Origin of the sequence: Phaeobacter sp. CECT 5382 (assembly GCF_001457775.1) — a bacterium.
Taxonomy (GTDB): Bacteria; Pseudomonadota; Alphaproteobacteria; order Rhodobacterales; family Rhodobacteraceae; genus Pseudophaeobacter.
The window spans coordinates 1-20,470 of sequence record NZ_CYSG01000024.1; the positions used below are offsets into that span (position 1 = coordinate 1).

Sequence of the window (20,470 nt, forward strand, 5' to 3'; positions counted from 1 at the left end):
TTGCGATCCGCGAAGGCGGCCGCACCGTCGGCGCTGGCGTCGTTTCCAAAATCACCGAGTAAGACGCGCTCGCGCGTCTGGTGGTGACAGGTGATCTTCCCCACCGGGGAAAATCACCGAGAACCACACAGGTGAGAATATAAAAAGGGCGCCCAAAGGGGCGCCCTTTTTCTGTTTCAGTGACCCTCTAACAGGTCTGTCCGGGAGAAATGGTTCGCTCAGTTGGGTTCTAACAGCCAAAATGAGGAAGTAAGGTCTCTCTGATGGAGTGTTCTGTGAGGGCCGGGCTTTGAAATTTACGCTGGATACCAATTGTATTATTGACTTAGATCTTTGCCGTCCAAGCGCGACGAATGTCCAGAGTTTGATATCGGCTCACAGAGCTGGAAAAGCGGAGGTCGCTTTTGTGGCGGTTTCTGCATCTGAACGTCAACCAGGAGACAGATATCTGGATAGTTTTCGCGAATTTGAAGCGCGCTTGAAGGAATTGGACATAGATGACATTCCCTTGCTTCTGGGAATGGCCTACATCGACATCAGTTACTTGGATCACGCAGTGTTTGCGGACGAAGAGTGTGACCTCGAAGAGCGCATTCACAATGTTTTGTTTCCAAGCGTAGCTTTCAGTTACTCGGACTTCAAAAGGCTGGCCCCCGAAGCTACCGGTGATATTTTGACTGACAAAAAATGGCGGAACCGTTGGTGCGACCGGCAGATGATGTGGGCCCACGTTTCCAATAGTAGGGATGTCTTTGTAACCAGCGACAATAACTTCAAAAAAATTGAGCGCACGGAAAGTTTTGAGGGGGTCAAAGTTCGAACGCCGGAAGAAGCTGTGGCGCTACTCTAACCCTGTTTCCTCCTCGGGTCGGAAGGCCACACAAACCCCAAACCCGCCGCACGCCCCAAAGGCAACTGTTTCGCGCGCGAAACGTCTTGCCACGTTGGCGTATCAGGCGTATAGGGCGCAGGTTCCCTAGTGGAACAGCTAGGCGGGGTGATTCCCGCCTTTTGGGTTCGACGAGGGTAAGCGATGGTCGCTGCCCCTCCTCTCAACCTTCACGCCTAGATAAAGGCTGACTAATGCAAAGCCAAAATATCCGTATTCGGCTGAAGGCATTTGACTATCGTGTACTGGACGCCAGCACACAAGAGATCGTCAACACTGCCAAGCGGACCGGCGCGACTGTTCGCGGCCCGATCCCACTGCCAAACAAGATCGAGAAATTCACCGTTCTGCGTGGTCCCCACGTTGACAAGAAATCTCGTGACCAGTTCGAGATCCGTACGCACAAGCGTATGCTCGACATCGTTGATCCGACCCCCCAGACCGTGGACGCGCTGATGAAGCTCGACCTCGCCGCTGGTGTGGACGTCGAGATCAAACTGCAATCTTAAGAACGGAGGGTATAAATAATGCGCTCTGGTATTATTGCAAAAAAAGTTGGCATGACCCGTCTGTTCCTTGAAGATGGTCAGCAGATCCCTGTGACCGTTCTTCACCTGGATGGCCTGCAGGTTGTGTCTCAGCGTACCGAAGACAAAGACGGCTACACAGCTGTTCAGCTCGGTGCAGGTTCCGCCAAGGTAAAGCGCGTCTCCAAGGCCATGCGTGGTCACTTTGCTGCTGCGAAAGTCGAGCCCAAGCGTAAGATCGTGGAATTCCGCGTTCCTGCCGAAGCTCTGATCGAAGTTGGTGCTGAAATCTCTGCCGAACACTTCCTGCAAGGTCAGAAAGTGGACGTCACTGGTACATCGATCGGTAAAGGTTTTGCCGGTGCGATGAAGCGTCACAACTTTGGTGGTCTGCGTGCCTCGCACGGTGTTTCGATCTCTCACCGTTCGCATGGCTCCACTGGCCAGTGTCAGGATCCCGGCAAGGTTTTCAAAGGCAAGAAGATGGCTGGTCACATGGGTGCTGCCCGCGTAACCACACAGAACCTGGAAGTCGTCAAAACTGACGCCGACCGTGGTCTGGTCTTCATCAAAGGCGCCGTTCCCGGTTCCAAAGGTGGCTGGGTCACTGTCAAGGATGCCGTGAAGAAGAAAGCTCCTGAAGGTCTTCCGTTCCCAGCTGGTGTCAAAGCCGCTGCAACCGAAGCCCCTGCAGAAGGTGGTGAAGCATGAAACTTGATGTGATGAATCTCGACGGCAGCAAAGCTGGCGACATCGAGCTGAACGCCGACCTCTTTGGTCTGGAGCCACGTGCGGACATTCTGCACCGTGTGGTTCGCTGGCAGCGTAACAACGCGCAGGCCGGTACCCACAAGGTAAAGACCCGTTCGGAAGTCAAATACTCGACCAAGAAGATCTATCGCCAAAAAGGCACCGGTGGCGCACGCCACGGCGCTCGCTCGGCACCGATCTTCCGCGGTGGTGGTATCTACAAAGGCCCCGTTGTGCGTTCGCACGGCCACGAGCTGACCAAAAAGTTCCGCAAGCTGGGTCTGCGTCACGCACTCTCCGCGAAGGCAAAAGCCGGCGAACTGGTTGTGATCTCTGACGCCGCTGCCGAAGGCAAGACCGGTGCTCTGGCCAAACAGGTTGCAAACCTGGGTTGGAAGCGCGCGCTGGTCATCGATGGTGCCTCGGTAAACGAAGGCTTCCTGAAAGCGTCGCGCAACATTGAAGGTCTGGATATCCTGCCAACAATGGGTGCGAACGTCTATGACATCCTGAAGCGTGACACCCTGGTGATCACCAAAGCAGGTCTCGAAGCACTGGAGGCTCGCCTGAAATGAACGCTAAAGCAGAACACTACGATGTGATCCGCAAGCCGATCATCACCGAGAAAACCACCATGGCATCCGAAAACGGTGCGGTTGTTTTTGAAGTTGCGATCGACAGCAACAAACCCCAGATCAAAGAAGCTGTTGAAAGCCTCTTTGGTGTGAAAGTGAAGGCGGTCAACACCACCATCACCAAGGGTAAGCAAAAGCGGTTCCGCGGCCAGATCGGCCGTCGCAAAGACGTGAAAAAAGCCTATGTGACGCTCGAAGAGGGCAACACAATCGACGTGTCCACCGGACTCTGAGATTTTGGTTTTGACCTGATTGGAAAGGCCCTCGCTGCGAAGCGGGGGCCTTTTTGCTATTGGCCTAAGTTGAAGGGTTAACTCCCTATAAACTTGACAAAATAGGTGGGTGGGTATAGGTTGCTACTTGGCTCCCGGTTGTCGAATACGTTGGTAGAGATCAGCCGTTTCCGTTATTCGGAATAGACTTCGGGAGCCAAATACCTGTCTTCCTTTCATTTCTTCCAGTGCCAAACTGTAAAGTTGGCATCCCGACTAGTTGTTTCGCTCCAGTCGGCTAGAGGCGATCTTTCAAGAATGTAGTTTCCTAATTCGTTTTTGTTCTTGTTTAGCTTCCGGTTCTCGCGCAGTGCGGCTATGCCACCTAGTATTACGTCGGGAAGCTGAAGAGGTAGCATCTTTGATGAGGGGTAGGGTTGTATTCTCATTAGGCTTCCGAAGTTTGCGCCATGGCTGAAATACGCCGCCTTGCAAACGTTTTCTCGAAAGCTGACAATTTCTGCCGAGTCGTTCCCATGGTCGGGGTACATGGCGATTTTGCCTTTCTTCCCGTACCTACGACAAATCTGATGTACAAGAAGCTGATAGTAGAGTTTGTTGACGCTTCGGAACATGTTTTTCGAACCATTGAGTTCGTCGTGTTTGTGATCAAAATCATTGAAGTCGCATATCAAGCAGTGAAAGTGCAGATGGTTCTTTTCGATCATGCTATAGAATAAATCGACGAGCTCAAAATATGCCTTTTTCCTTTGGCCGTTCTTGTATCCCGACCACTTGAACTCGCTTGCGGGGCCCATCTTGGCTTGATCCTTTAAGGCCAGCATTGCGGAGTTGAGCTCCCTTGCACGATTTGGGGTGAGGAGAATTCCACCAACTACCATAAACTGGTGTCCCCGATGGCTGCTACTGTCGCTAAAAAATTGAAAGTCTTCTTTTGCCAAACGTTGACTACCTCAGTTTATTTGGGGGTTAGAAACTCTTTGGTTGGTGATTTAAACTCCCCAGAGGAGAAAGTACAGCATAGCACTCTCCTAAAGAGGTGATCCACCAACTCGACTTTCTCATATGGACGTCTGATGTATAGTCAGTGCGGGGTTGTGATGAAGGTACGATCCTGAAAGAGGGCCATTGCCACCCCCCCCCATCCCTGCTACATCCGCCCAATCCTGCTGGCCTCAGATTCGTTCTGGGGCCGTTATCTTTGTGGGATATATTGAGCTGGGGACCTTTGGGGCCCTAAAGACTGGCCACCTTAGTAGCGCGCTCCACATGGGGCAAACGGACGGGGGGCTTACACATAGCGGATCTACTGGGGCACGCCCCCGATGATCTGCAACGGCGGGGCAACCCGTCGTAGCTAAACGGAAGACAGAAAGCATGGCACTCAAGTCGTATAAGCCGACGACGCCGGGCCAGCGTGGGCTGGTTCTGATCGACCGTTCGGAGCTTTGGAAAGGACGTCCCGTCAAGTCTCTCACTGAGGGTTTGACGAAATCGGGCGGCCGGAACAACACCGGACGAATTACTTCTCGCCGTCGCGGCGGTGGCGCAAAGCGTCTTTACCGTATCGTTGACTTCAAGCGGAACAAACTGGATGTTGCGGCAACCGTTGAACGGATCGAATATGACCCGAACCGGACCGCATTCATCGCCCTGATCAAATACGAAGACGGTGAGCAGGCCTATATCCTGGCAGCACAGCGTCTGGCGGTTGGTGATAAAGTTGTTGCTTCGGCAAAAGCTGACATCAAGCCCGGTAACGCAATGCCCTTCTCCGGCATGCCGATCGGTACCATCATCCACAACATCGAGATGAAGCCAGGCAAAGGCGGCCAGATCGCCCGTGCTGCTGGTACTTATGCTCAGTTTGTTGGTCGTGATGGTGGCTACGCTCAGATTCGCCTGTCGTCGGGTGAACTGCGTATGGTTCGTCAGGAATGCATGGCCACCGTTGGTGCCGTGTCGAACCCTGACAACTCGAACCAGAACTACGGTAAAGCCGGCCGCATGCGCCACAAAGGCAAGCGTCCTTCGGTTCGTGGTGTTGTCATGAACCCGATCGATCACCCACACGGTGGTGGTGAAGGTCGTACCTCTGGTGGTCGTCACCCGGTAACCCCATGGGGCAAGCCGACCAAAGGTAAGCGCACCCGCAACAAAAACAAAGCGTCGCAAAAGCTGATCATCCGCTCGCGTCACGCCAAGAAGAAGGGGCGTTAATTTATGTCTCGCTCTGTATGGAAAGGCCCATTTGTCGACAGCTACGTGCTTAAGAAAGCCGAAGCTGCGCGCGAATCCGGCCGCAACGAAGTCATCAAAATCTGGTCGCGTCGTTCCACCATTCTGCCCCAGTTCGTGGGTCTGACATTTGGTGTGTACAACGGCCAGAAGCACATCCCAGTCAACGTCTCGGAAGACATGATCGGTCAGAAGTTCGGTGAGTATTCGCCAACTCGTACCTATTATGGTCACGCCGCTGACAAAAAAGCGAAGCGGAAGTAAGTCATGGGTAAGGTACAAAATCCCCGCCGCGTGGCAGACAACGAAGCAATGGCGAAAACCCGCATGCTCCGTACTTCCCCGCAGAAGCTGAACCTGGTTGCGCAGATGATCCGTGGCAAGAAAGTTGACAAGGCTCTGACCGACCTGACTTTCTCGAACAAGCGTGTCGCGCAGGACGTGAAGAAATGCCTTCAGTCTGCCATCGCCAATGCTGAAAACAACCATAACCTGGACGTTGACGAGCTGATCGTTGCCGAAGCCTGGGTTGGTAAGAACATGACCCTGAAGCGTGGCCGTCCTCGTGCCCGTGGTCGTTTCGGCAAGATCTTGAAACCGTTCGCTGAGATCACCATCAAGGTGCGTCAAGTTGAGGAGCAAGCCTAATGGGACATAAAGTCAATCCGGTTGGCATGCGCCTGCAGATCAACCGTACCTGGGACAGCCGTTGGTACGCCGACACCAAAGATTTTGGTGATCTGCTGCTCGAAGACCTGAAACTGCGCGAATTCATCAAGGATGAGTGCAAACAGGCCGGTATCGCCCGTGTGATCATCGAACGTCCACACAAGAAGTGCCGCGTGACCATTCACACCGCACGTCCTGGTGTGATCATCGGTAAAAAAGGCGCTGACATCGAAGTGCTTCGCAAGAAGCTCGCCTCGATGACTGCTTCGGAACTGCACCTCAACATCGTTGAAGTTCGCAAGCCCGAGCTCGACGCAGCCCTGGTTGGTGAGTCCATCGCTCAGCAGCTGGAACGTCGTGTGTCTTTCCGTCGTGCGATGAAGCGCGCCGTACAGAACGCCATGCGTATGGGCGCCCTGGGTATCCGGGTGAACGTTGCTGGTCGTCTGGGTGGCGCTGAAATCGCCCGTACCGAATGGTACCGCGAAGGTCGTGTGCCTCTGCACACACTGCGCGCCGACATCGATTACGCACATGCCGAAGCGATGACTCCCTATGGGATCATCGGGATCAAAACCTGGATCTTCAAAGGTGAGATCATGGAACACGATCCACAGGCACGTGACCGTAAAGCACAGGAACTCCAGGACGGCCCTGCACCTCGTGGTGCTGGTGGCGGTCGTCGCTAAGGAGAGAACGAAATGCTTCAGCCAAAGCGTACTAAATTCCGCAAGATGCACAAAGGCCGGATCAAGGGCGACGCCAAAGGTGGCTCCGATCTGAACTTTGGCACCTACGGCCTCAAGGCAACCACTCCTGAGCGCGTCACTGCGCGTCAGATCGAGGCTGCCCGTCGTGCCATGACCCGTCACATGAAGCGTCAGGGCCGTGTCTGGATCCGTATCTTCCCGGACACTCCTGTGACCTCCAAGCCCGTCGAAGTTCGTATGGGTAAAGGTAAAGGTTCCGTGGATTATTGGGCATGCAAGGTCAAACCTGGCCGCGTGATGTTTGAAATCGACGGCGTCAACGACGACATCGCCCGTGAGGCCCTGCGTCTGGCCGCGATGAAACTGCCGGTGAAAACCCGCGTCGTGGTTCGCGAAGACTGGTAAGATCTGCCGGTTCTGATAATCAAAAAAGCCCCCGCTGAGAATTCAGCGGGGGCTTTTTCATTTCTGTGGCCCGCATTCACGCGATGTGGGGCGCCAAGAAAAGGGGCGGCAAAAGAAAAACCGCCGAACAAAGCGCGGCGGTTTTCGATGACGCGACTTATTCGTGGGGTTTGCGCCACCAGACACCTGTCCAGTCGATGCCGAAGATCTGCGCGGTAATGTTGTTGGCCGCGCGATAGTCCTCGATGGCTTGTTTGCAGCCGGGGACGGCACCATAGTCATCCACAATCAGGAAACCGCCCGGGCTGAGCCGCGGATAGAGCGCTTCGATGGCCTGGATGGTGGATTCATACATATCGCCATCAAGGCGCACTACGGCAAAGGTGCGATCCAGACCGGGCAGGGTGTCCTTGAACCAGCCTTTCAGGAATTTCACCTGATCATCCAGCAAGCCATAAGAGGCAAAGTTGGCGCTGACCTGCTCCTGTGACACCGCGAGCTCTTCGTAGGTGTCGTGGACATCGCCGGTGTCGGCGGGGAAATTGGTCGGGTCAGCAGGTGGTAGACCTTCAAAACTGTCGGCAACATAGACTTGGCGGCTGGTGTCGCCATAGGCTTTGCAGACCGCGCGCATCATGATGCTTGCGCCACCGCGCCAGACGCCGGTTTCGATGAAGTCGCCGGGAATGCCTTCTTTGATCGCGGCCTCGGCCATCTCGCGAGTGTTGCGCAGCCGTTTTGCGCCAATCATCGTATGGGCCTTGCTCGGCCAGTCCTTGCCGTTCTCACGCAAAGCTACGTGATATTTTTTGCCGGTCCATGGATCGGTTGGATCGTCACCATAGATGGTATTGGCAAGGCATTTCTCCATCAGGTCCAGATAGAGGCTGTTCGCCTGAGGCGAGGTATCTAGCATCACTTTAATTCCTTCAAAGCCATTTGGAGAAAAATTAGCGCGAAGGCACTTAAAATACGGTTTAGACCGAGCCAAAATTTCTGCGGCGGCGGTTCTGAGAGGGAAATGAGGCTTGCGGGGCCGCATTGCCGCATTGCCGCAGATCCCTTATTGGGGAGGCAACTGGTTTATGGAGTCTGCCATGTCACAGATTGAATCGCTGTTTGCGACCCGCCTCTATCGCGCTGCCCTGTCGGAGTTTGATCCGAAGATCAATGCCGAAGAGCTGGAAAAGTCTTGCCTGGTCATCGCCGAGGATGACGAGGCGGGGCAGGACTGGTGCGAGGAAAACGGCTATCCCGGCTATACCTCCTATGCATCGCTGACGGATCTGCCCTGGCGGTTCCCGATCTTTGCCGATCTGGTCAAGGTTCTGGATGCCCATGTCGCTAGTTTCGCCAAGGATCTTGAGTTTGATCTGGATGGCCGTGCGCTGAAGCTCGAGGATCTTTGGATCAACATCCTGCCCGAAGGCGGCATGCATGCCTCGCATATCCATCCACATTCGGTGATTTCTGGCACCACCTATGTGGCAATGCCCGAAGACACCAGCGCGCTGAAGCTGGAAGATCCGCGCTCCGCCATGATGATGGCCGCGCCGGTCCGGGTGAAAGACGCGCGTCGCGAGCTGAAGCCCTTTATCTACATGAAGCCCGATGTGGGCGATGTGCTGCTCTGGGAAAGCTGGCTGCGCCACGAGGTACCGATGAACATGTCCGAAGACGACCGGATTTCAGTCAGTTTTAACTATCGGTGGGAGTAAGATCCGACCCGCGCAGCGGCAATCGTTCCGGGGGAACGATTGGGGGCCGACCGGTCGGAGGCCTCGCGCGGTACGGCGATTAACGTAGGCATTTTTAGTGCGACCGAGCCGAGCGGCAAAGTTTAGGGTGAAGCGCGTGGGGAGCGTCTGAACATAGTCAATCGCTTCCAAGGTTATTCTCCTACTGGGAATTCTGGATTGTCGCGTTTTAGTTGTGCTAGTGTCTCTACATGCACAAGATATTTTCCGAAATCCCTGAGCGCATCATTTGGAATGCCAAGGCTGCAGTTAGCCAGGCCAATACGCACGCAGTATATCTTGATCCAGGCAGAGAGTACTGGGGAAACACTTCTGTCTTAAACGCGGCACATGCTGGCGAACTCGTCCTGAAGGCATTGATAGCCCGCTCGCACCCACTCCTAATTTTCAAAAACATCTCTGATTTGTATGAGGGCTCAACTAACGAACTCCAGTTGAAAAGGATGCTTGAAAAGGGGAGGACGCATGACTTCCAGCACCTTCCTAATATCCTTTGGGCGGTAACCGGTATATCGTTACCTGACCGCGACAGCTTTGATCGGATACTCAAACTGCGAAACGCAGTTCAACATTTTTACCATCCTGATGGCATTGAGAACTTTGGTGTAGTAGCGAGCGAGACAAGCTTGGAGTTCTTATACAAAAATGTGGACCCTCTTCTGAAGAAGTACTTTCATTGTTGTGCTATCGAATTCCACGAAGACCCAAGTGTAGGTTACGATTATGTTGTTGAACGGTTAGTTCGCCTAGAGCAGAAGTTTTCAATGCCAGACGACTTTGATCTAAGTGAAATTGGTTTGGATGAGGCGTCGGCAGAAGTGTCTCTTGAGTATCGAACGTGGCTAAGAAGCAGCTTGTCTTCAATCGATCGTCTTGACTTATTGGAGTAGAGTGACTGCTGCCAACCTTTCCCTTGCCCCCCCCGCCCATCTCCCCTATAGGAGCACATCGCTTGGCTTAAATCTGTCACGGATCTGGGCCTGGTGATTCTTTTTCCATGCCTTCGGGTATGGGGTTTTACATAACCCACCAGATAACAAGGTGACCCTCACGGGGCCTTCTGGTGCTTAGGACAAGGAACAAAGGCGATGAACGCCAATGATCTGCGCGATAAGACCGTGGACGAGCTCCGCGATCTGCTTGCATCCATGAAAAAAGAGAGCTTCAATCTCCGTTTTCAACAAGCTACCGGTCAAATGGAAAACACTTCGGGTATCAAAACGGCTCGCCGTAACGCTGCCCGCGTGAAGACCATTCTGAACGAAAAAGCTGCAGCCGCAGCTGCAGAATAAGGAGCCTGACAGATGCCCAAACGTATTCTCACAGGCACCGTGACCAGCGACGCCAACGCCCAGACCGTAACTGTCTCGGTTGAACGCCGCTTCACGCATCCTGTTCTGAAGAAAACCATTCGTAAGTCCAAAAAGTATCGGGCGCACGATGAACAGAACGCTTTCAAGGTCGGCGATCAAGTTCGCATCATCGAATGCGCGCCGAAATCGAAAACGAAACGCTGGGAAGTTCTGACCGCTTAAGAGACCGTAAGGTCCCATAAGCGGCAGACTGACCAGTTTGTCGAAACCCTGGGGGCATAATTTGGCACGCATCGCCAGTCCCCACAGGTCGGGAGAAACCACATGATCCAGATGCAAACAAACCTGGATGTTGCTGACAACTCCGGCGCTCGCCGAGTTCAGTGCATCAAGGTTCTGGGTGGTTCCAAGCGTAAGTACGCATCCGTAGGCGACGTCATTGTTGTCTCGGTTAAGGAAGCCATCCCCCGCGGTCGCGTTAAGAAAGGTGATGTCCGTAAGGCCGTCGTCGTTCGCACCGCCAAAGAAGTCCGTCGTGCCGATGGTACCGCGATCCGTTTCGATCGCAACGCCGCCGTCATCCTCAACAACAACAATGAGCCCGTAGGTACACGTATCTTTGGCCCAGTTGTTCGCGAGCTGCGCGCCAAAAACTTCATGAAAATCATCTCGCTTGCTCCGGAGGTGCTGTAACAATGGCTGCTAAACTCCGCAAAGGCGATAAGGTTATCGTGCTGGCCGGTAAGGATAAGGGCAAAGAAGGCACCATCGCCTCTGTTGACCCCCAAGCCGGTAAAGCGATTGTTGACGGCGTGAACATGGCGATCCGCCACACACGTCAGACACAAAGCGACCAGGGCGGCCGCCTGCCCAAAGCACTGCCAATCGAGCTTTCGAACCTGGCACTGCTGGACTCCAATGGTAAAGCAACTCGCGTTGGCTTCCGCATGGAAGACGACAAGAAAGTGCGCTTCGCCAAAACGACCGGGGAGACTGTCTGATGCTTGATAACGCAACCTACACCCCGCGTCTGAAGACTCTGTACAAGGAAACCATCACTGGTGCCCTGACCGAAGAGTTCGGCTACAAGAACGTTATGCAGCTGCCTAAGCTGGAAAAAATCGTTCTGAACATCGGGTGCGGCCGCGCTGCTGTCAAAGACAGCAAGAAAGCCAAATCCGCCCAGGCTGATCTCTCCACCATCGCTGGCCAGAATGCTCTGACCACTGTGGCGAAGAACTCCATCGCTGGCTTCCGGGTTCGTGAAGGCATGCCGATGGGCGCAAAGGTAACTCTGCGCGGCGACCGGATGTTTGAATTCCTGGATCGTCTGATCACCGTTGCGATGCCTCGTATCCGCGATTTTCGCGGCGTATCGGGTACCTCTTTTGACGGTCGTGGCAACTATGCCATGGGCCTGAAAGAGCATCTCGTGTTCCCAGAAATCGATTTTGATAAAATCGACGAAAACTGGGGCATGGATATCGTGATTGCCACCACCGCGAAAACCGACGCGGAAGCAAAGGCGCTGTTGAAAGCTTTCAACATGCCCTTCAATAGCTGAGCGCGGGAAGGACAGAGACATGGCTAAGAAAAGCATGATCGAACGCGAGAAAAAGCGCGAGCGTCTGGTGGCAAAATATGCCGCGAAACGCGCCGAGCTTAAAGAAATCGCGAATGACGAATCCAAGCCAATGGAAGAGCGTTTCAAAGCGCGTCTGACACTGGCAAAACTGCCGCGGAATTCTTCGGCAACTCGTCTTCACAACCGTTGTCAGCTGACCGGTCGTCCTCACGCTTACTATCGTAAGCTGAAGGTCAGCCGGATCGCGCTGCGGGAACTGGGCTCGAATGGCCAGATCCCCGGTATGGTGAAATCGAGCTGGTAAGGGAGAGACAGATATGAACGATCCTATCGGCGATATGCTCACCCGTATTCGTAACTCTCAGATGCGCGGCAAATCCACCGTATCATCCCCTGCGTCGAAGTTGCGCGCTTGGGTGTTGGATGTGCTGGCTGACGAAGGTTACATCCGCGGCTATGAGAAAACGACTGACGAACGCGGCCATCCGGCGCTGGAAATCAGCCTCAAGTACTACGATGGCGATCCTGTCATTCGCGAAGTGAAGCGGGTTTCCAAACCTGGCCGTCGCGTTTACATGGGCGTCAATGACATCCCGTCGGTCCGTCAGGGCCTGGGTGTGTCGATTGTCTCCACCCCCAAGGGTGTGATGTCGGATGCAAGCGCACGGGCAGCCAATGTTGGCGGCGAAGTGCTCTGCACCGTATTCTAAGGAGGTCTATCGATGTCCCGTATTGGTAAAAAAGCAGTCGCACTGCCCAGCGGTGTCACCGCTAGCGTGTCCGGCCAGAGCATCGAAGTTAAGGGCCCCAAAGGGACCCGCAGCTTCACAGCTACCGACGACGTCACTCTCCTGGTTGAAGAGAACGCAGTAAAGGTCGAGCCTCGCGGCAAGTCCAAGCGCGCTCGTCAGCAGTGGGGCATGTCCCGCACCATGGTTGCAAACCTGGTTGCTGGCGTGACCACCGGCTTTAAGAAAGAGCTGGAGATCCAGGGTGTTGGTTACCGGGCTCAGATGCAGGGAAATACCCTGAAGCTGAACCTGGGCTATAGCCATGATGTCGATTTTGTTGCTCCGGAAGGTGTTACCATCACCGCGCCGAAGCAGACCGAAATCGTTGTGGAAGGTATCGACCAGCAGCAGGTGGGCGAAGTCGCGGCTAAGATCCGTGAATGGCGCCGTCCCGAGCCCTATAAGGGCAAAGGCATCCGCTACAAGGGCGAGTTCATCTTCCGCAAAGAAGGCAAGAAGAAGTAAGGACCAGCACAATGGCAAACAGCAAACGTACCCTGTTTCTGAAGCGTCGCCTGCGCGTCCGGAACAAACTTCGCAAGGTCAACGCCGGCCGTCTGCGTCTTTCAGTTCATCGTTCCAACAAGAACCTCTCGGTTCAGTTGATCGACGATCTGGCAGGCAAGACACTGGCGTCAGCCTCGACACTGGAAAAAGATCTCGGCTTTGTTGGCAAGAACAACATCGAAGCGGCGACCAAAGTGGGTTCGGTTATCGCCGAGCGCGCCAAGGCGGCTGGTGTTTCCGAGGCCTATTTCGATCGTGGCGGCTTCCTGTTCCACGGCAAAGTGAAGGCCCTGGCCGACGCTGCGCGTGAAGGCGGTCTGAAGATCTAAGACTTGCGGGTGGCAGTTCTGCCACCCCGATGATCCGGGAGGCGCTCCGCAAGGGGCGCCTCACCTGGATTGGAATAAAAGGCGCCAAGCGCCATCCTGAAAGGAATGCCTAATGGCAGAACGTGAAAATCGCCGTGGCCGTGGCCGTCGCGAAGAAGAAACACCTGAATTCGCAGATCGCCTGGTCGCGATCAACCGTGTCTCCAAAACTGTAAAAGGCGGTAAGCGCTTTGGTTTTGCAGCCCTGGTTGTTGTTGGTGACCAAAAAGGCCGCGTTGGCTTTGGCAAAGGTAAAGCGAAAGAAGTACCCGAGGCCATCCGCAAGGCGACTGAGCAAGCCAAGCGCCAGATGGTTCGTGTACCTCTGAAAGAGGGTCGTACCCTGCACCACGACATCGACGGTCGCCACGGCGCCGGCAAGGTTGTGATGCGTACCGCACCTGAAGGTACCGGTATCATCGCCGGTGGTCCCATGCGTGCAGTATTCGAGATGCTCGGCGTCAAAGACGTTGTCTCGAAGTCGATCGGCTCGCAGAACCCCTACAACATGATCCGCGCAACCCTGAACGGTCTGACCAAAGAGCAGAGCCCCCGTTCGGTTGCACAGCGTCGTGGTAAAAAGGTCGCCGACATCCTGCCCAAGCGGGACGAAGCACCTGTTGCCGAAACCGCTGAAGCGTAAGGAGACGGACACATGGCTAAAACTATCGTTGTTAAGCAGATTGGTTCTCCAATCCGCCGTCCCGCCGACCAGCGCGCAACGCTGATCGGTCTGGGTCTGAACAAGATGCACAAAACCCGTGAACTCGAAGATACGCCTTCGGTTCGTGGCATGGTTCGCAAGATCTCTCACATGGTAGAGATCATCGAAGAGCGCGATTAAGCCTCTTTCGTGAGACCTGATGAAAGCGCCTCCGGGAAACCGGGGGCGTTTTTTCTTTGGTACGCTGTCCGGTACGGATGGCTTGCTGATGTCAGACCCTGTTGCACGCGGTGCGATGCGGTTTGGCCTATGCATTCAGCGCATGACGGGTAGACCTGCCCATCTGTTGTTTGCCGTAAAATAAATCCTTTATTTCAAAGGTACCTAAAAAGGCACCGAACAAGAGCTGGGGAATACGCTCCGGCTATGAATGAAGGACACTCCTATGGCACACGCCTATACACACACATCTGATTTTGGCCTCATCGCGCGCCTGCGCGCTTTTGCGGCCCAGGCGACAGCCAACTGGGCCATGAGCCGGGAATACAAACGCACCTATGCGCAGCTGTCGCGCCTCACCAACCGAGAGTTGGCTGACATTGGTGTGCGTCGCTGCGATATCGCCGATATCGCCCGTAAGCATGTCTACCATCTGTGATCTGATGAGTTAACCAGCCAGAGCCCTCCTCCCTCGGTTTTGGTTCTGAAAGCGCCTCTGCACTCTGCGGGGGCGTTTTTTGTCTTGCGGGGGCGATTAGGTTTGGCCGGGCTTGGCTTGGCTTGGTCGGGCTTGGCTTGGGTTTGAGTGGGTGGCACGTCAATGTGAGGGGCGCAGTCCTGCTAGGGCTTGATCCGGTTCGGCTGGGGGGCTATACGCCAGCGGTGGCTCCTTTGGGGCCATGGAATCATTTGTACACAAGCCGTGGTTGACCCTCTCTACGCTTCAGGGGTCACATCCGGCACAGGAGAAGCGACATGAAACTTCACGAACTCAGCGACAATCCAGGCGCAACCAAAAAACGCATGCGCGTTGCCCGTGGTCCCGGCTCCGGCAAGGGTAAAATGGGTGGCCGTGGTATCAAAGGTCAGAAATCCCGTTCGGGTGTTTCGATCAACGGCTATGAGGGCGGTCAGATGCCTTTGTACCAACGTCTGCCTAAGCGCGGCTTCAACAAGCCAAACCGCAAGGCATTCGCCGTTGTGAACCTGGGCCTGATCCAGAAATTCATCGACCTGGGTCGTTTGGACGCCGCGTCGATCACCGAAGATACTCTGGTGTCTTCCGGCCTGATCCGTCGCAAAAAGGACGGTATCCGCGTCCTGGCCAAAGGCGAATTCACTGCAAAAGCGACCATCTCGGTTACTGGCGCATCTGCCGCAGCTGTTGAAGCAGTTGCAAAGGCCGGTGGCGCATTGACCGTGGCAACTGCAGCCGCCGCCGAGTAACGGCTTGTGAGCGGCCTTGATGCCGCTTACATAGGTCACAGTTTTCCAATACGCCGTCCGAGCCGGAAAACGGTTCCGGGCGGCGTTTTCGCAAGAAGAGACCCATTTCATGGTATCAGCAGCAGAACAAATGGCAGCGAACACCAGCTGGTCCGCACTTGGCAAAGCCACGGATCTGCGCAATCGCATCCTGTTTACGCTTGGCCTTCTGATCGTATATCGCCTCGGCACCTTTATTCCGGTTCCAGGCATCGATTCAGGCGCCCTGCGAGAGTTTATGGAAGCGGCGGGGCAGGGCATCGGCGGCATGGTGTCGATGTTCACCGGTGGCGCGCTTGGCCGTATGGGCATCTTTGCCCTGGGCATCATGCCCTATATTTCGGCCTCGATCATTGTCCAGTTGCTGACCTCGATGGTTCCGGCACTTGAACAGCTCAAAAAAGAGGGCGATCAGGGCCGCAAGAAAATCAACCAATACACCCGTTACGGCACCGTCGCGCTAGCGACCGCGCAGGCCTATGGTCTGGCCGTGTCACTGGAGGCCGGTGATCTGGCCACCGATCCGGGCATGTATTTCCGCATGGCTTGCATGATCACGCTGGTGGGCGGCACCATGTTCCTGATGTGGCTGGGCGAGCAGATCACCCAGCGTGGCATCGGCAACGGTATTTCGCTGATCATCTTCGTTGGCATCATCGCCGAGGTTCCTGCTTCGATCGCGCAGTTCTTTGCTTCTGGCCGCTCCGGCGCCATCAGCCCTGCTGTGATCATCGGTGTTATCCTGATGGTCATCGCCGTAATCATGTTCGTGGTCTTCATGGAACGTGCGCTGCGCAAGATCCACATCCAGTACCCACGTCGTCAGGTTGGCATGAAAGTCTATGACGGTGGCTCCAGCCACTTGCCGGTCAAGGTGAACCCAGCAGGCGTAATCCCGGCGATCTTTGCCAGCTCGCTTTTGCTGCTGCCGACAACCATTTCGACCTTTTCATCTGGTGCCACCAGCGGTCCGGTGATGTCTTGGCTTTTGGCCAACTTTGGCCCCGGCCAACCGCTGTATCTGCTGTTCTTCGTGTCGATGATCGTGTTCTTTGCTTATTTCTACACCTTCAACGTGGCCTTCAAGCCCGAGGAAGTTGCAAATAACCTGAAGAACCAGAACGGTTTTGTACCGGGTATTCGCCCCGGTAAGAAAACCGCTGAATATATTGAATATGTTGTGAACCGTGTCTTGGTTCTGGGCTCGTTCTATCTGGCTTTGGTCTGTGTCCTGCCTGAAGTTTTGCGCGGTCAGTTTGCCTTCCCGGTTTACTTTGGTGGCACCTCGGTCCTGATCGTCGTGTCGGTGACCATGGATACCATTCAGCAGGCCCAGAGCCATCTGCTTGCGCATCAGTATGAAGGCCTCATCGAGAAGAGCCAGCTGCGCGGGCGTAACAAAAAACGTGCAAAACGGGGGCCATCTCGCCGATGACCAATATCATTCTCTTGGGCCCGCCCGGTGCGGGCAAGGGGACGCAGGCGCGTCACCTGGTTGAAAATCGCGGCATGGTGCAGCTGTCTACCGGTGACATGCTGCGCGAAGCCCAGGCGAATGGCTCTGAAATGGGCAAAAAGGTCGCGGACGTCATCGCCCGTGGTGAGCTGGTCACGGATGAGATCGTCATTGGTTTGATCCGTGAAAAAATCGCCGAAGGTGCTGAGGGTGGTTTCATCTTTGATGGCTTCCCGCGCACGTTGGGACAGGCCGATGCACTCGGTGACTTGCTGGCCGAAATGGGGCTTAAGCTGGATGCAGTGATCGAGATGGCTGTCGATGACAGCGCCTTGGTCGCGCGCATCACCGGTCGCTCCACCTGCGGTGGCTGCGGAGAGGTCTATCACGACCAGACCAAACCCTGGCCCGCCGATGGCAAATGCAGCAATTGTGGCAGTACAGATGTGAAGCGCCGTGCAGACGACAATGAGGACAGCCTCAAGACTCGTCTGATGGAGTATTACAAAAAGACGTCACCATTGCTGGGATACTATTACGCCAAGGGTCAGCTGCAGTCCGTTGACGGCCTGCAATCGATGGAAGCGGTCGCGGCAGACATTGCGGCTGCACTGGACTAAAACGCTCTGCCTGATAGTCAGAAATTAAGAAGGGGAGCCTTGTGGCTTCCCTTTTTTGTTTGTGCGGATTTTAGTTTTTGCAAGCCGCAGAAGGCTTCCCATGGGCGAAGGTATTTGTGCAGTATAGGAGAGTATTCTGCCTGATTGGGAAAGTGATTTATGAAAACTCTACTTGGTTCAATTTGCGCCGGTTCGCTGGCTCTGGTTCTGACGGGGCCGGTTGCGGCACAGGGTCTGTTTGTCGACAGCCCCGAAGGGTGTGATATTGTGTTGGGTAGCCCTGATGGCGATCTGGACTACGCCGGCGAAGGCGGGCTGCTTCTGGGCGCAGATGGCTATAGCTCGTTGGAATATTTTTGTTCTTTCAGCCCCAATATTGATTTCCAATGGAACAGCTATCAGGTGCGCACGCATGTGGGCCAATGCGAAATGCCGGGACCAGAGTATCAGCCGCAACTGTTTACGGTCGTTACGGATCCAGATCAGCCTGATCTTGTCTCGATCTTTACCGGGGATGCGGATCCGCTGCGTTTCTACCGCTGCCGATCTTAAATGAGGCATCCAGGCGGTTCCTGCCGGGCAATCCGTGACGAAACTCTGTCGCCGAGCTGGAAAAGCTCCGCGTTAACCAGATCACGGGTTGACGCTTCCCGGAAATCCTCATACGCAAGCCCATCCCTTCACGGGATGATTCCACGTGGGCAAGTTCTTTGCCTGCATGATCACCTCAAAATGCTGGGCTTACGGCGACACTGCCAAGGTCAAGCGTTGTGAAAAAAGGTTCTGGTACTACGGAACCGCAACGAAAAGGAAAGTGAAACGTGGCACGTATTGCCGGCGTAAACATCCCCACTGCAAAGCGGGTACCTATCGCCCTCACCTATATCACCGGAATCGGTAACACCTCGGCGGCCGCAATCTGCGAAGCCGTTGGCATTGATGCGTCGCGTCGCGTCAATGAGCTGTCTGATGCCGAAGTTCTGGCCATCCGCGAGCACATCGATGCTACCTTCACCGTCGAAGGTGACCTGCGTCGTGAAACCCAGATGAACATCAAACGCCTGATGGATCTTGGTTGCTATCGCGGCCTGCGCCATCGTCGTAACCTGCCCGTTCGCGGTCAGCGTACCCACACCAACGCTCGCACCCGCAAAGGCCCCGCAAAGGCCATTGCTGGCAAGAAGAAGTAAGGGAGGGTTTGATCAATGGCACGCGATAAGACTCGTACTAAGCGTAAAGAGCGCAAGAACATCGCCACCGGCGTTGCTCACGTGAACTCTTCGTTCAACAACACCAAAATCCTGATCTCCGACGTTCAGGGTAATGCTATTTCCTGGTCCTCCGCAGGTTCCATGGGCTTCAAAGGGTCGCGTAAATCGACTCCTTATGCGGCTCAGATGGCTGCAGAAGACGCAGGCAAAAAAGCGCAGGAACACGGTGTTAAAACCCTTGAAGTTGAAGTCCAGGGTCCTGGCGGCGGTCGTGAATCGGCTCTGCGCGCTCTGGCTGCGGCTGGGTTCAACATCACCTCGATCCGTGACGTGACACCGATCGCGCACAACGGCTGCCGTCCGCCAAAGCGCCGTCGCGTCTAATATTCGAGACTTACGCTGGGGCCCCGCTTGATTCGCCGGGCCCCAGTCCGTCATTTTAACCTCGGGCGTCTGCACCTTCGGACATGAGGTACAGACAGGAATGGAGGGACTGCATGATCCATAAAAATTGGGCAGAGCTGATCAAGCCAACACAGCTTGAAGCAAAGCCGGGCAACGATCCCGCACGTCAGGCAACCATTATTGCCGAACCACTAGAGCGTGGCTTTGGTCTGACACTGGGTAACGCACTGCGTCGCGTGCTGATGAGCTCGCTGCAGGGTGCTGCGATCACCAGCGTACAGATCGACAACGTTCTGCACGAATTTTCCAGCGTTGCCGGTGTGCGTGAAGACGTCACCGATATCATCCTGAACCTCAAGGGCGTCAGCCTGCGCATGGAAGTCGAAGGCCCCAAGCGCCTGTCGATCAATGCCAAGGGTCCAGCTGTTGTTACCGCTGGTGACATCTCTGAAAGCGCAGGTATCGAGGTTCTGAACCGCGATCACGTCATCTGCCACCTGGATGATGGCGCTGACCTGTTCATGGAACTCACCGTGAATACCGGCAAGGGCTATGTCTCTGCCGAGAAGAACAAGCCGGAAGACGCGCCTATCGGTCTGATCCCGATCGATGCGATCTACTCGCCGGTCAAAAAGGTTTCTTATGACGTTCAGCCCACCCGTGAGGGCCAGGTGCTGGATTATGATAAGCTGACCCTGAAGATCGAAACCGATGGGTCCGTGACTCCTGATGACGCGCTGGCCTATGCCGCACGCATCCTGCAGGATCAGCTGTCGATCTTCGTCAACTTTGAAGAGCCCGAGTCGGCGAACCGTCAGGACGAAGACGATGGTCTCGAGTTCAACCCGCTTCTGCTGAAGAAGGTGGACGAGCTGGAACTGTCTGTGCGTTCGGCAAACTGCCTGAAGAACGACAACATTGTCTACATCGGCGATCTGATCCAGAAAACCGAAGCAGAAATGCTGCGCACGCCAAACTTTGGCCGCAAGTCGCTCAACGAGATCAAAGAAGTGCTTTCGGGCATGGGTCTGCACCTCGGCATGGATGTCGAGGACTGGCCACCGGACAACATCGAAGATCTGGCCAAGAAGTTCGAAGACACGTTCTAAGAACCACTGGGCTACACGATTTTAAGGGCAGGCTGCGGTCTGCCCTTAAGCAATGCCCGCGCTGGCGGGGAAAAGATGGGCACATGCCCCAAGGAGAGCAGCTGACACGCATCGGCTGACAGACAAAGCAAAAACGCGAAAGA

The 20,470-nt window shown here is 55.0% G+C and carries 33 protein-coding genes; 31 read left to right on the plus strand and 2 right to left on the minus strand.

Translation table 11 applies throughout. The features are described 5' to 3' along the window. Nucleotides 1-289 precede the first annotated feature (289 nt). The 5 genes from PH5382_RS17490 (at nt 290) to PH5382_RS17510 (ending at nt 3,034) form a co-directional block, all read left to right on the plus strand. Nucleotides 290-850 (plus strand): hypothetical protein, encoded by a 561-nt coding sequence (locus PH5382_RS17490; protein ID WP_156414957.1) that lies wholly within the window; start codon nt 290-292, stop codon nt 848-850. 233 nt (nt 851-1,083) lie between these two features. Next, nucleotides 1,084-1,398: a 30S ribosomal protein S10 gene (gene rpsJ / locus PH5382_RS17495; protein WP_008207555.1), complete on the plus strand. Its 315-nt coding sequence runs from the start codon at nt 1,084-1,086 to the stop codon at nt 1,396-1,398. 18 nt (nt 1,399-1,416) lie between these two features. Continuing rightward, nucleotides 1,417-2,127, plus strand: coding sequence for a 50S ribosomal protein L3 (rplC, locus tag PH5382_RS17500; protein WP_058335689.1), 711 nt, complete (start codon nt 1,417-1,419; stop codon nt 2,125-2,127). Continuing rightward, nucleotides 2,124-2,741, plus strand: a complete 618-nt coding sequence (rplD, locus tag PH5382_RS17505; RefSeq protein WP_058335690.1) for a 50S ribosomal protein L4 — start codon at nt 2,124-2,126, stop codon at nt 2,739-2,741. Before rplC ends, rplD begins: the two co-directional genes overlap by 4 nt. Beyond that, nucleotides 2,738-3,034, plus strand: a complete 297-nt coding sequence (locus tag PH5382_RS17510; protein WP_009810816.1) for a 50S ribosomal protein L23 — start codon at nt 2,738-2,740, stop codon at nt 3,032-3,034. Before rplD ends, PH5382_RS17510 begins: the two co-directional genes overlap by 4 nt. Nucleotides 3,035-3,249: 215 nt before the next feature. Here the strand turns inward: PH5382_RS17510 and PH5382_RS17515 are convergent, their stop codons facing one another. After that, nucleotides 3,250-3,915 (minus strand): DUF3800 domain-containing protein, encoded by a 666-nt coding sequence (locus PH5382_RS17515; protein ID WP_058335691.1) that lies wholly within the window; start codon nt 3,913-3,915, stop codon nt 3,250-3,252. A 496-nt stretch (nt 3,916-4,411) separates the two neighbouring features. Between PH5382_RS17515 and rplB the strand changes: the two genes are divergently transcribed. From rplB to rplP, 5 genes are read left to right on the plus strand one after another with little or no spacing between them, the layout of a single operon-like run. Next, nucleotides 4,412-5,254 carry a 50S ribosomal protein L2 gene (gene rplB / locus PH5382_RS17520; RefSeq protein WP_058335692.1) on the plus strand — a complete coding sequence of 281 codons (843 nt, stop codon included), beginning with the start codon at nt 4,412-4,414 and terminating at the stop codon, nt 5,252-5,254. A gap of 3 nt (nt 5,255-5,257) precedes the next feature. Further along, nucleotides 5,258-5,536 (plus strand): 30S ribosomal protein S19, encoded by a 279-nt coding sequence (gene rpsS, locus PH5382_RS17525; RefSeq protein WP_058335693.1) that lies wholly within the window; start codon nt 5,258-5,260, stop codon nt 5,534-5,536. Nucleotides 5,537-5,539: 3 nt separating this feature from the next. Next, complete coding sequence (gene rplV / locus PH5382_RS17530; RefSeq protein ID WP_009810820.1) at nt 5,540-5,920, plus strand: 50S ribosomal protein L22; 381 nt, start codon at nt 5,540-5,542, stop codon at nt 5,918-5,920. After that, the gene (gene rpsC / locus PH5382_RS17535; RefSeq protein WP_058335694.1) at nt 5,920-6,630 is read left to right on the plus strand and encodes a 30S ribosomal protein S3; all 711 of its coding nucleotides are present in this window, start codon (nt 5,920-5,922) and stop codon (nt 6,628-6,630) included. Before rplV ends, rpsC begins: the two co-directional genes overlap by 1 nt. A 12-nt stretch (nt 6,631-6,642) precedes the next feature. Further along, entirely contained in the window at nt 6,643-7,056 is a 414-nt protein-coding gene (rplP, locus tag PH5382_RS17540; RefSeq protein WP_058335695.1) for a 50S ribosomal protein L16, read from the plus strand. 157 nt (nt 7,057-7,213) lie between these two features. Here the strand turns inward: rplP and PH5382_RS17545 are convergent, their stop codons facing one another. Next, the gene (locus PH5382_RS17545) at nt 7,214-7,972 is read right to left on the minus strand and encodes a TylF/MycF family methyltransferase (protein WP_058335696.1); all 759 of its coding nucleotides are present in this window, start codon (nt 7,970-7,972) and stop codon (nt 7,214-7,216) included. Nucleotides 7,973-8,153: 181 nt separating this feature from the next. On the opposite strand from PH5382_RS17545, the gene PH5382_RS17550 reads away from it, so the two are divergent. The 21 genes from PH5382_RS17550 to PH5382_RS17650 all read left to right on the plus strand — a co-directional run bounded on the left by PH5382_RS17550 (nt 8,154) and on the right by PH5382_RS17650 (nt 20,327). After that, nucleotides 8,154-8,774, plus strand: coding sequence for a 2OG-Fe(II) oxygenase family protein (locus PH5382_RS17550; RefSeq protein WP_058335741.1), 621 nt, complete (start codon nt 8,154-8,156; stop codon nt 8,772-8,774). 230 nt (nt 8,775-9,004) lie between these two features. After that, nucleotides 9,005-9,703, plus strand: coding sequence for a hypothetical protein (locus PH5382_RS17555; RefSeq protein ID WP_197410073.1), 699 nt, complete (start codon nt 9,005-9,007; stop codon nt 9,701-9,703). A gap of 198 nt (nt 9,704-9,901) precedes the next feature. Next, nucleotides 9,902-10,105, plus strand: a complete 204-nt coding sequence (rpmC, locus tag PH5382_RS17560; protein WP_058335697.1) for a 50S ribosomal protein L29 — start codon at nt 9,902-9,904, stop codon at nt 10,103-10,105. 12 nt (nt 10,106-10,117) lie between these two features. Continuing rightward, nucleotides 10,118-10,348, plus strand: coding sequence for a 30S ribosomal protein S17 (gene rpsQ / locus PH5382_RS17565; protein ID WP_009810826.1), 231 nt, complete (start codon nt 10,118-10,120; stop codon nt 10,346-10,348). 102 nt (nt 10,349-10,450) lie between these two features. Beyond that, nucleotides 10,451-10,819, plus strand: a complete 369-nt coding sequence (rplN, locus tag PH5382_RS17570; protein WP_058335698.1) for a 50S ribosomal protein L14 — start codon at nt 10,451-10,453, stop codon at nt 10,817-10,819. A 2-nt stretch (nt 10,820-10,821) separates the two neighbouring features. Continuing rightward, nucleotides 10,822-11,127: a 50S ribosomal protein L24 gene (gene rplX / locus PH5382_RS17575; protein ID WP_058335699.1), complete on the plus strand. Its 306-nt coding sequence runs from the start codon at nt 10,822-10,824 to the stop codon at nt 11,125-11,127. After that, nucleotides 11,127-11,690, plus strand: a complete 564-nt coding sequence (gene rplE, locus PH5382_RS17580; RefSeq protein ID WP_058335700.1) for a 50S ribosomal protein L5 — start codon at nt 11,127-11,129, stop codon at nt 11,688-11,690. The genes rplX and rplE overlap by 1 nt, the downstream gene beginning before the upstream one ends. Before the next feature lie 19 nt (nt 11,691-11,709). Continuing rightward, nucleotides 11,710-12,015 (plus strand): 30S ribosomal protein S14, encoded by a 306-nt coding sequence (gene rpsN / locus PH5382_RS17585; RefSeq protein WP_009810831.1) that lies wholly within the window; start codon nt 11,710-11,712, stop codon nt 12,013-12,015. Nucleotides 12,016-12,028: 13 nt separating this feature from the next. Next, entirely contained in the window at nt 12,029-12,421 is a 393-nt protein-coding gene (gene rpsH / locus PH5382_RS17590) for a 30S ribosomal protein S8 (RefSeq protein WP_058335701.1), read from the plus strand. Nucleotides 12,422-12,433: 12 nt separating this feature from the next. Beyond that, the gene (gene rplF / locus PH5382_RS17595) at nt 12,434-12,967 is read left to right on the plus strand and encodes a 50S ribosomal protein L6 (RefSeq protein ID WP_058335702.1); all 534 of its coding nucleotides are present in this window, start codon (nt 12,434-12,436) and stop codon (nt 12,965-12,967) included. An 11-nt stretch (nt 12,968-12,978) separates the two neighbouring features. Next, entirely contained in the window at nt 12,979-13,338 is a 360-nt protein-coding gene (gene rplR, locus PH5382_RS17600; protein WP_058335703.1) for a 50S ribosomal protein L18, read from the plus strand. Nucleotides 13,339-13,450: 112 nt separating this feature from the next. Then, on the plus strand, nt 13,451-14,020 hold the full coding sequence (gene rpsE / locus PH5382_RS17605) for a 30S ribosomal protein S5 (RefSeq protein WP_058335704.1): 570 nt from the start codon (nt 13,451-13,453) through the stop codon (nt 14,018-14,020). Between the two features lie 12 nt (nt 14,021-14,032). Continuing rightward, on the plus strand, nt 14,033-14,221 hold the full coding sequence (gene rpmD, locus PH5382_RS17610; protein WP_054463225.1) for a 50S ribosomal protein L30: 189 nt from the start codon (nt 14,033-14,035) through the stop codon (nt 14,219-14,221). A 265-nt stretch (nt 14,222-14,486) separates the two neighbouring features. After that, nucleotides 14,487-14,699: a DUF1127 domain-containing protein gene (locus tag PH5382_RS17615; protein WP_058335705.1), complete on the plus strand. Its 213-nt coding sequence runs from the start codon at nt 14,487-14,489 to the stop codon at nt 14,697-14,699. Between the two features lie 317 nt (nt 14,700-15,016). Continuing rightward, nucleotides 15,017-15,487: a 50S ribosomal protein L15 gene (rplO, locus tag PH5382_RS17620; RefSeq protein ID WP_058335706.1), complete on the plus strand. Its 471-nt coding sequence runs from the start codon at nt 15,017-15,019 to the stop codon at nt 15,485-15,487. A 109-nt stretch (nt 15,488-15,596) separates the two neighbouring features. Next, nucleotides 15,597-16,961 (plus strand): preprotein translocase subunit SecY, encoded by a 1,365-nt coding sequence (secY, locus tag PH5382_RS17625; protein WP_058335707.1) that lies wholly within the window; start codon nt 15,597-15,599, stop codon nt 16,959-16,961. Continuing rightward, a complete protein-coding gene (locus tag PH5382_RS17630) occupies nt 16,958-17,602 on the plus strand; it encodes an adenylate kinase (protein WP_058335708.1) in 645 nt (214 codons plus the stop codon). Before secY ends, PH5382_RS17630 begins: the two co-directional genes overlap by 4 nt. Before the next feature lie 159 nt (nt 17,603-17,761). Further along, on the plus strand, nt 17,762-18,154 hold the full coding sequence (locus PH5382_RS17635) for a hypothetical protein (RefSeq protein ID WP_058335709.1): 393 nt from the start codon (nt 17,762-17,764) through the stop codon (nt 18,152-18,154). A 269-nt stretch (nt 18,155-18,423) separates the two neighbouring features. Further along, on the plus strand, nt 18,424-18,792 hold the full coding sequence (gene rpsM / locus PH5382_RS17640) for a 30S ribosomal protein S13 (protein ID WP_058335710.1): 369 nt from the start codon (nt 18,424-18,426) through the stop codon (nt 18,790-18,792). A 15-nt stretch (nt 18,793-18,807) separates the two neighbouring features. Continuing rightward, nucleotides 18,808-19,197: a 30S ribosomal protein S11 gene (rpsK, locus tag PH5382_RS17645; RefSeq protein ID WP_058335711.1), complete on the plus strand. Its 390-nt coding sequence runs from the start codon at nt 18,808-18,810 to the stop codon at nt 19,195-19,197. A 113-nt stretch (nt 19,198-19,310) separates the two neighbouring features. After that, entirely contained in the window at nt 19,311-20,327 is a 1,017-nt protein-coding gene (locus PH5382_RS17650; protein WP_058335712.1) for a DNA-directed RNA polymerase subunit alpha, read from the plus strand. Nucleotides 20,328-20,470 lie beyond the last annotated feature (143 nt).

Excerpts from the sequence above, each read along its gene's own strand:
- rpsJ (WP_008207555.1), top strand. The coding sequence starts at position 1,084 with ATGCAAAGCCAAAATATCCGTATTCGGCTGAAGGCATTTGACTATCGT.
- rplC (WP_058335689.1), top strand. The coding sequence starts at position 1,417 with ATGCGCTCTGGTATTATTGCAAAAAAAGTTGGCATGACCCGTCTGTTC.
- rplD (WP_058335690.1), top strand. The coding sequence starts at position 2,124 with ATGAAACTTGATGTGATGAATCTCGACGGCAGCAAAGCTGGCGACATC.
- PH5382_RS17510 (WP_009810816.1), top strand. The coding sequence starts at position 2,738 with ATGAACGCTAAAGCAGAACACTACGATGTGATCCGCAAGCCGATCATC.
- PH5382_RS17515 (WP_058335691.1), bottom strand. The coding sequence starts at position 3,915 with ATGGTAGTTGGTGGAATTCTCCTCACCCCAAATCGTGCAAGGGAGCTC.
- rplB (WP_058335692.1), top strand. The coding sequence starts at position 4,412 with ATGGCACTCAAGTCGTATAAGCCGACGACGCCGGGCCAGCGTGGGCTG.
- rpsS (WP_058335693.1), top strand. The coding sequence starts at position 5,258 with ATGTCTCGCTCTGTATGGAAAGGCCCATTTGTCGACAGCTACGTGCTT.
- rplV (WP_009810820.1), top strand. The coding sequence starts at position 5,540 with ATGGGTAAGGTACAAAATCCCCGCCGCGTGGCAGACAACGAAGCAATG.
- rpsC (WP_058335694.1), top strand. The coding sequence starts at position 5,920 with ATGGGACATAAAGTCAATCCGGTTGGCATGCGCCTGCAGATCAACCGT.
- rplP (WP_058335695.1), top strand. The coding sequence starts at position 6,643 with ATGCTTCAGCCAAAGCGTACTAAATTCCGCAAGATGCACAAAGGCCGG.
- PH5382_RS17545 (WP_058335696.1), bottom strand. The coding sequence starts at position 7,972 with ATGCTAGATACCTCGCCTCAGGCGAACAGCCTCTATCTGGACCTGATG.
- PH5382_RS17550 (WP_058335741.1), top strand. The coding sequence starts at position 8,154 with ATGTCACAGATTGAATCGCTGTTTGCGACCCGCCTCTATCGCGCTGCC.
- PH5382_RS17555 (WP_197410073.1), top strand. The coding sequence starts at position 9,005 with ATGCACAAGATATTTTCCGAAATCCCTGAGCGCATCATTTGGAATGCC.
- rpmC (WP_058335697.1), top strand. The coding sequence starts at position 9,902 with ATGAACGCCAATGATCTGCGCGATAAGACCGTGGACGAGCTCCGCGAT.
- rpsQ (WP_009810826.1), top strand. The coding sequence starts at position 10,118 with ATGCCCAAACGTATTCTCACAGGCACCGTGACCAGCGACGCCAACGCC.
- rplN (WP_058335698.1), top strand. The coding sequence starts at position 10,451 with ATGATCCAGATGCAAACAAACCTGGATGTTGCTGACAACTCCGGCGCT.
- rplX (WP_058335699.1), top strand. The coding sequence starts at position 10,822 with ATGGCTGCTAAACTCCGCAAAGGCGATAAGGTTATCGTGCTGGCCGGT.
- rplE (WP_058335700.1), top strand. The coding sequence starts at position 11,127 with ATGCTTGATAACGCAACCTACACCCCGCGTCTGAAGACTCTGTACAAG.
- rpsN (WP_009810831.1), top strand. The coding sequence starts at position 11,710 with ATGGCTAAGAAAAGCATGATCGAACGCGAGAAAAAGCGCGAGCGTCTG.
- rpsH (WP_058335701.1), top strand. The coding sequence starts at position 12,029 with ATGAACGATCCTATCGGCGATATGCTCACCCGTATTCGTAACTCTCAG.
- rplF (WP_058335702.1), top strand. The coding sequence starts at position 12,434 with ATGTCCCGTATTGGTAAAAAAGCAGTCGCACTGCCCAGCGGTGTCACC.
- rplR (WP_058335703.1), top strand. The coding sequence starts at position 12,979 with ATGGCAAACAGCAAACGTACCCTGTTTCTGAAGCGTCGCCTGCGCGTC.
- rpsE (WP_058335704.1), top strand. The coding sequence starts at position 13,451 with ATGGCAGAACGTGAAAATCGCCGTGGCCGTGGCCGTCGCGAAGAAGAA.
- rpmD (WP_054463225.1), top strand. The coding sequence starts at position 14,033 with ATGGCTAAAACTATCGTTGTTAAGCAGATTGGTTCTCCAATCCGCCGT.
- PH5382_RS17615 (WP_058335705.1), top strand. The coding sequence starts at position 14,487 with ATGGCACACGCCTATACACACACATCTGATTTTGGCCTCATCGCGCGC.
- rplO (WP_058335706.1), top strand. The coding sequence starts at position 15,017 with ATGAAACTTCACGAACTCAGCGACAATCCAGGCGCAACCAAAAAACGC.
- secY (WP_058335707.1), top strand. The coding sequence starts at position 15,597 with ATGGTATCAGCAGCAGAACAAATGGCAGCGAACACCAGCTGGTCCGCA.
- PH5382_RS17630 (WP_058335708.1), top strand. The coding sequence starts at position 16,958 with ATGACCAATATCATTCTCTTGGGCCCGCCCGGTGCGGGCAAGGGGACG.
- PH5382_RS17635 (WP_058335709.1), top strand. The coding sequence starts at position 17,762 with ATGAAAACTCTACTTGGTTCAATTTGCGCCGGTTCGCTGGCTCTGGTT.
- rpsK (WP_058335711.1), top strand. The coding sequence starts at position 18,808 with ATGGCACGCGATAAGACTCGTACTAAGCGTAAAGAGCGCAAGAACATC.
- PH5382_RS17650 (WP_058335712.1), top strand. The coding sequence starts at position 19,311 with ATGATCCATAAAAATTGGGCAGAGCTGATCAAGCCAACACAGCTTGAA.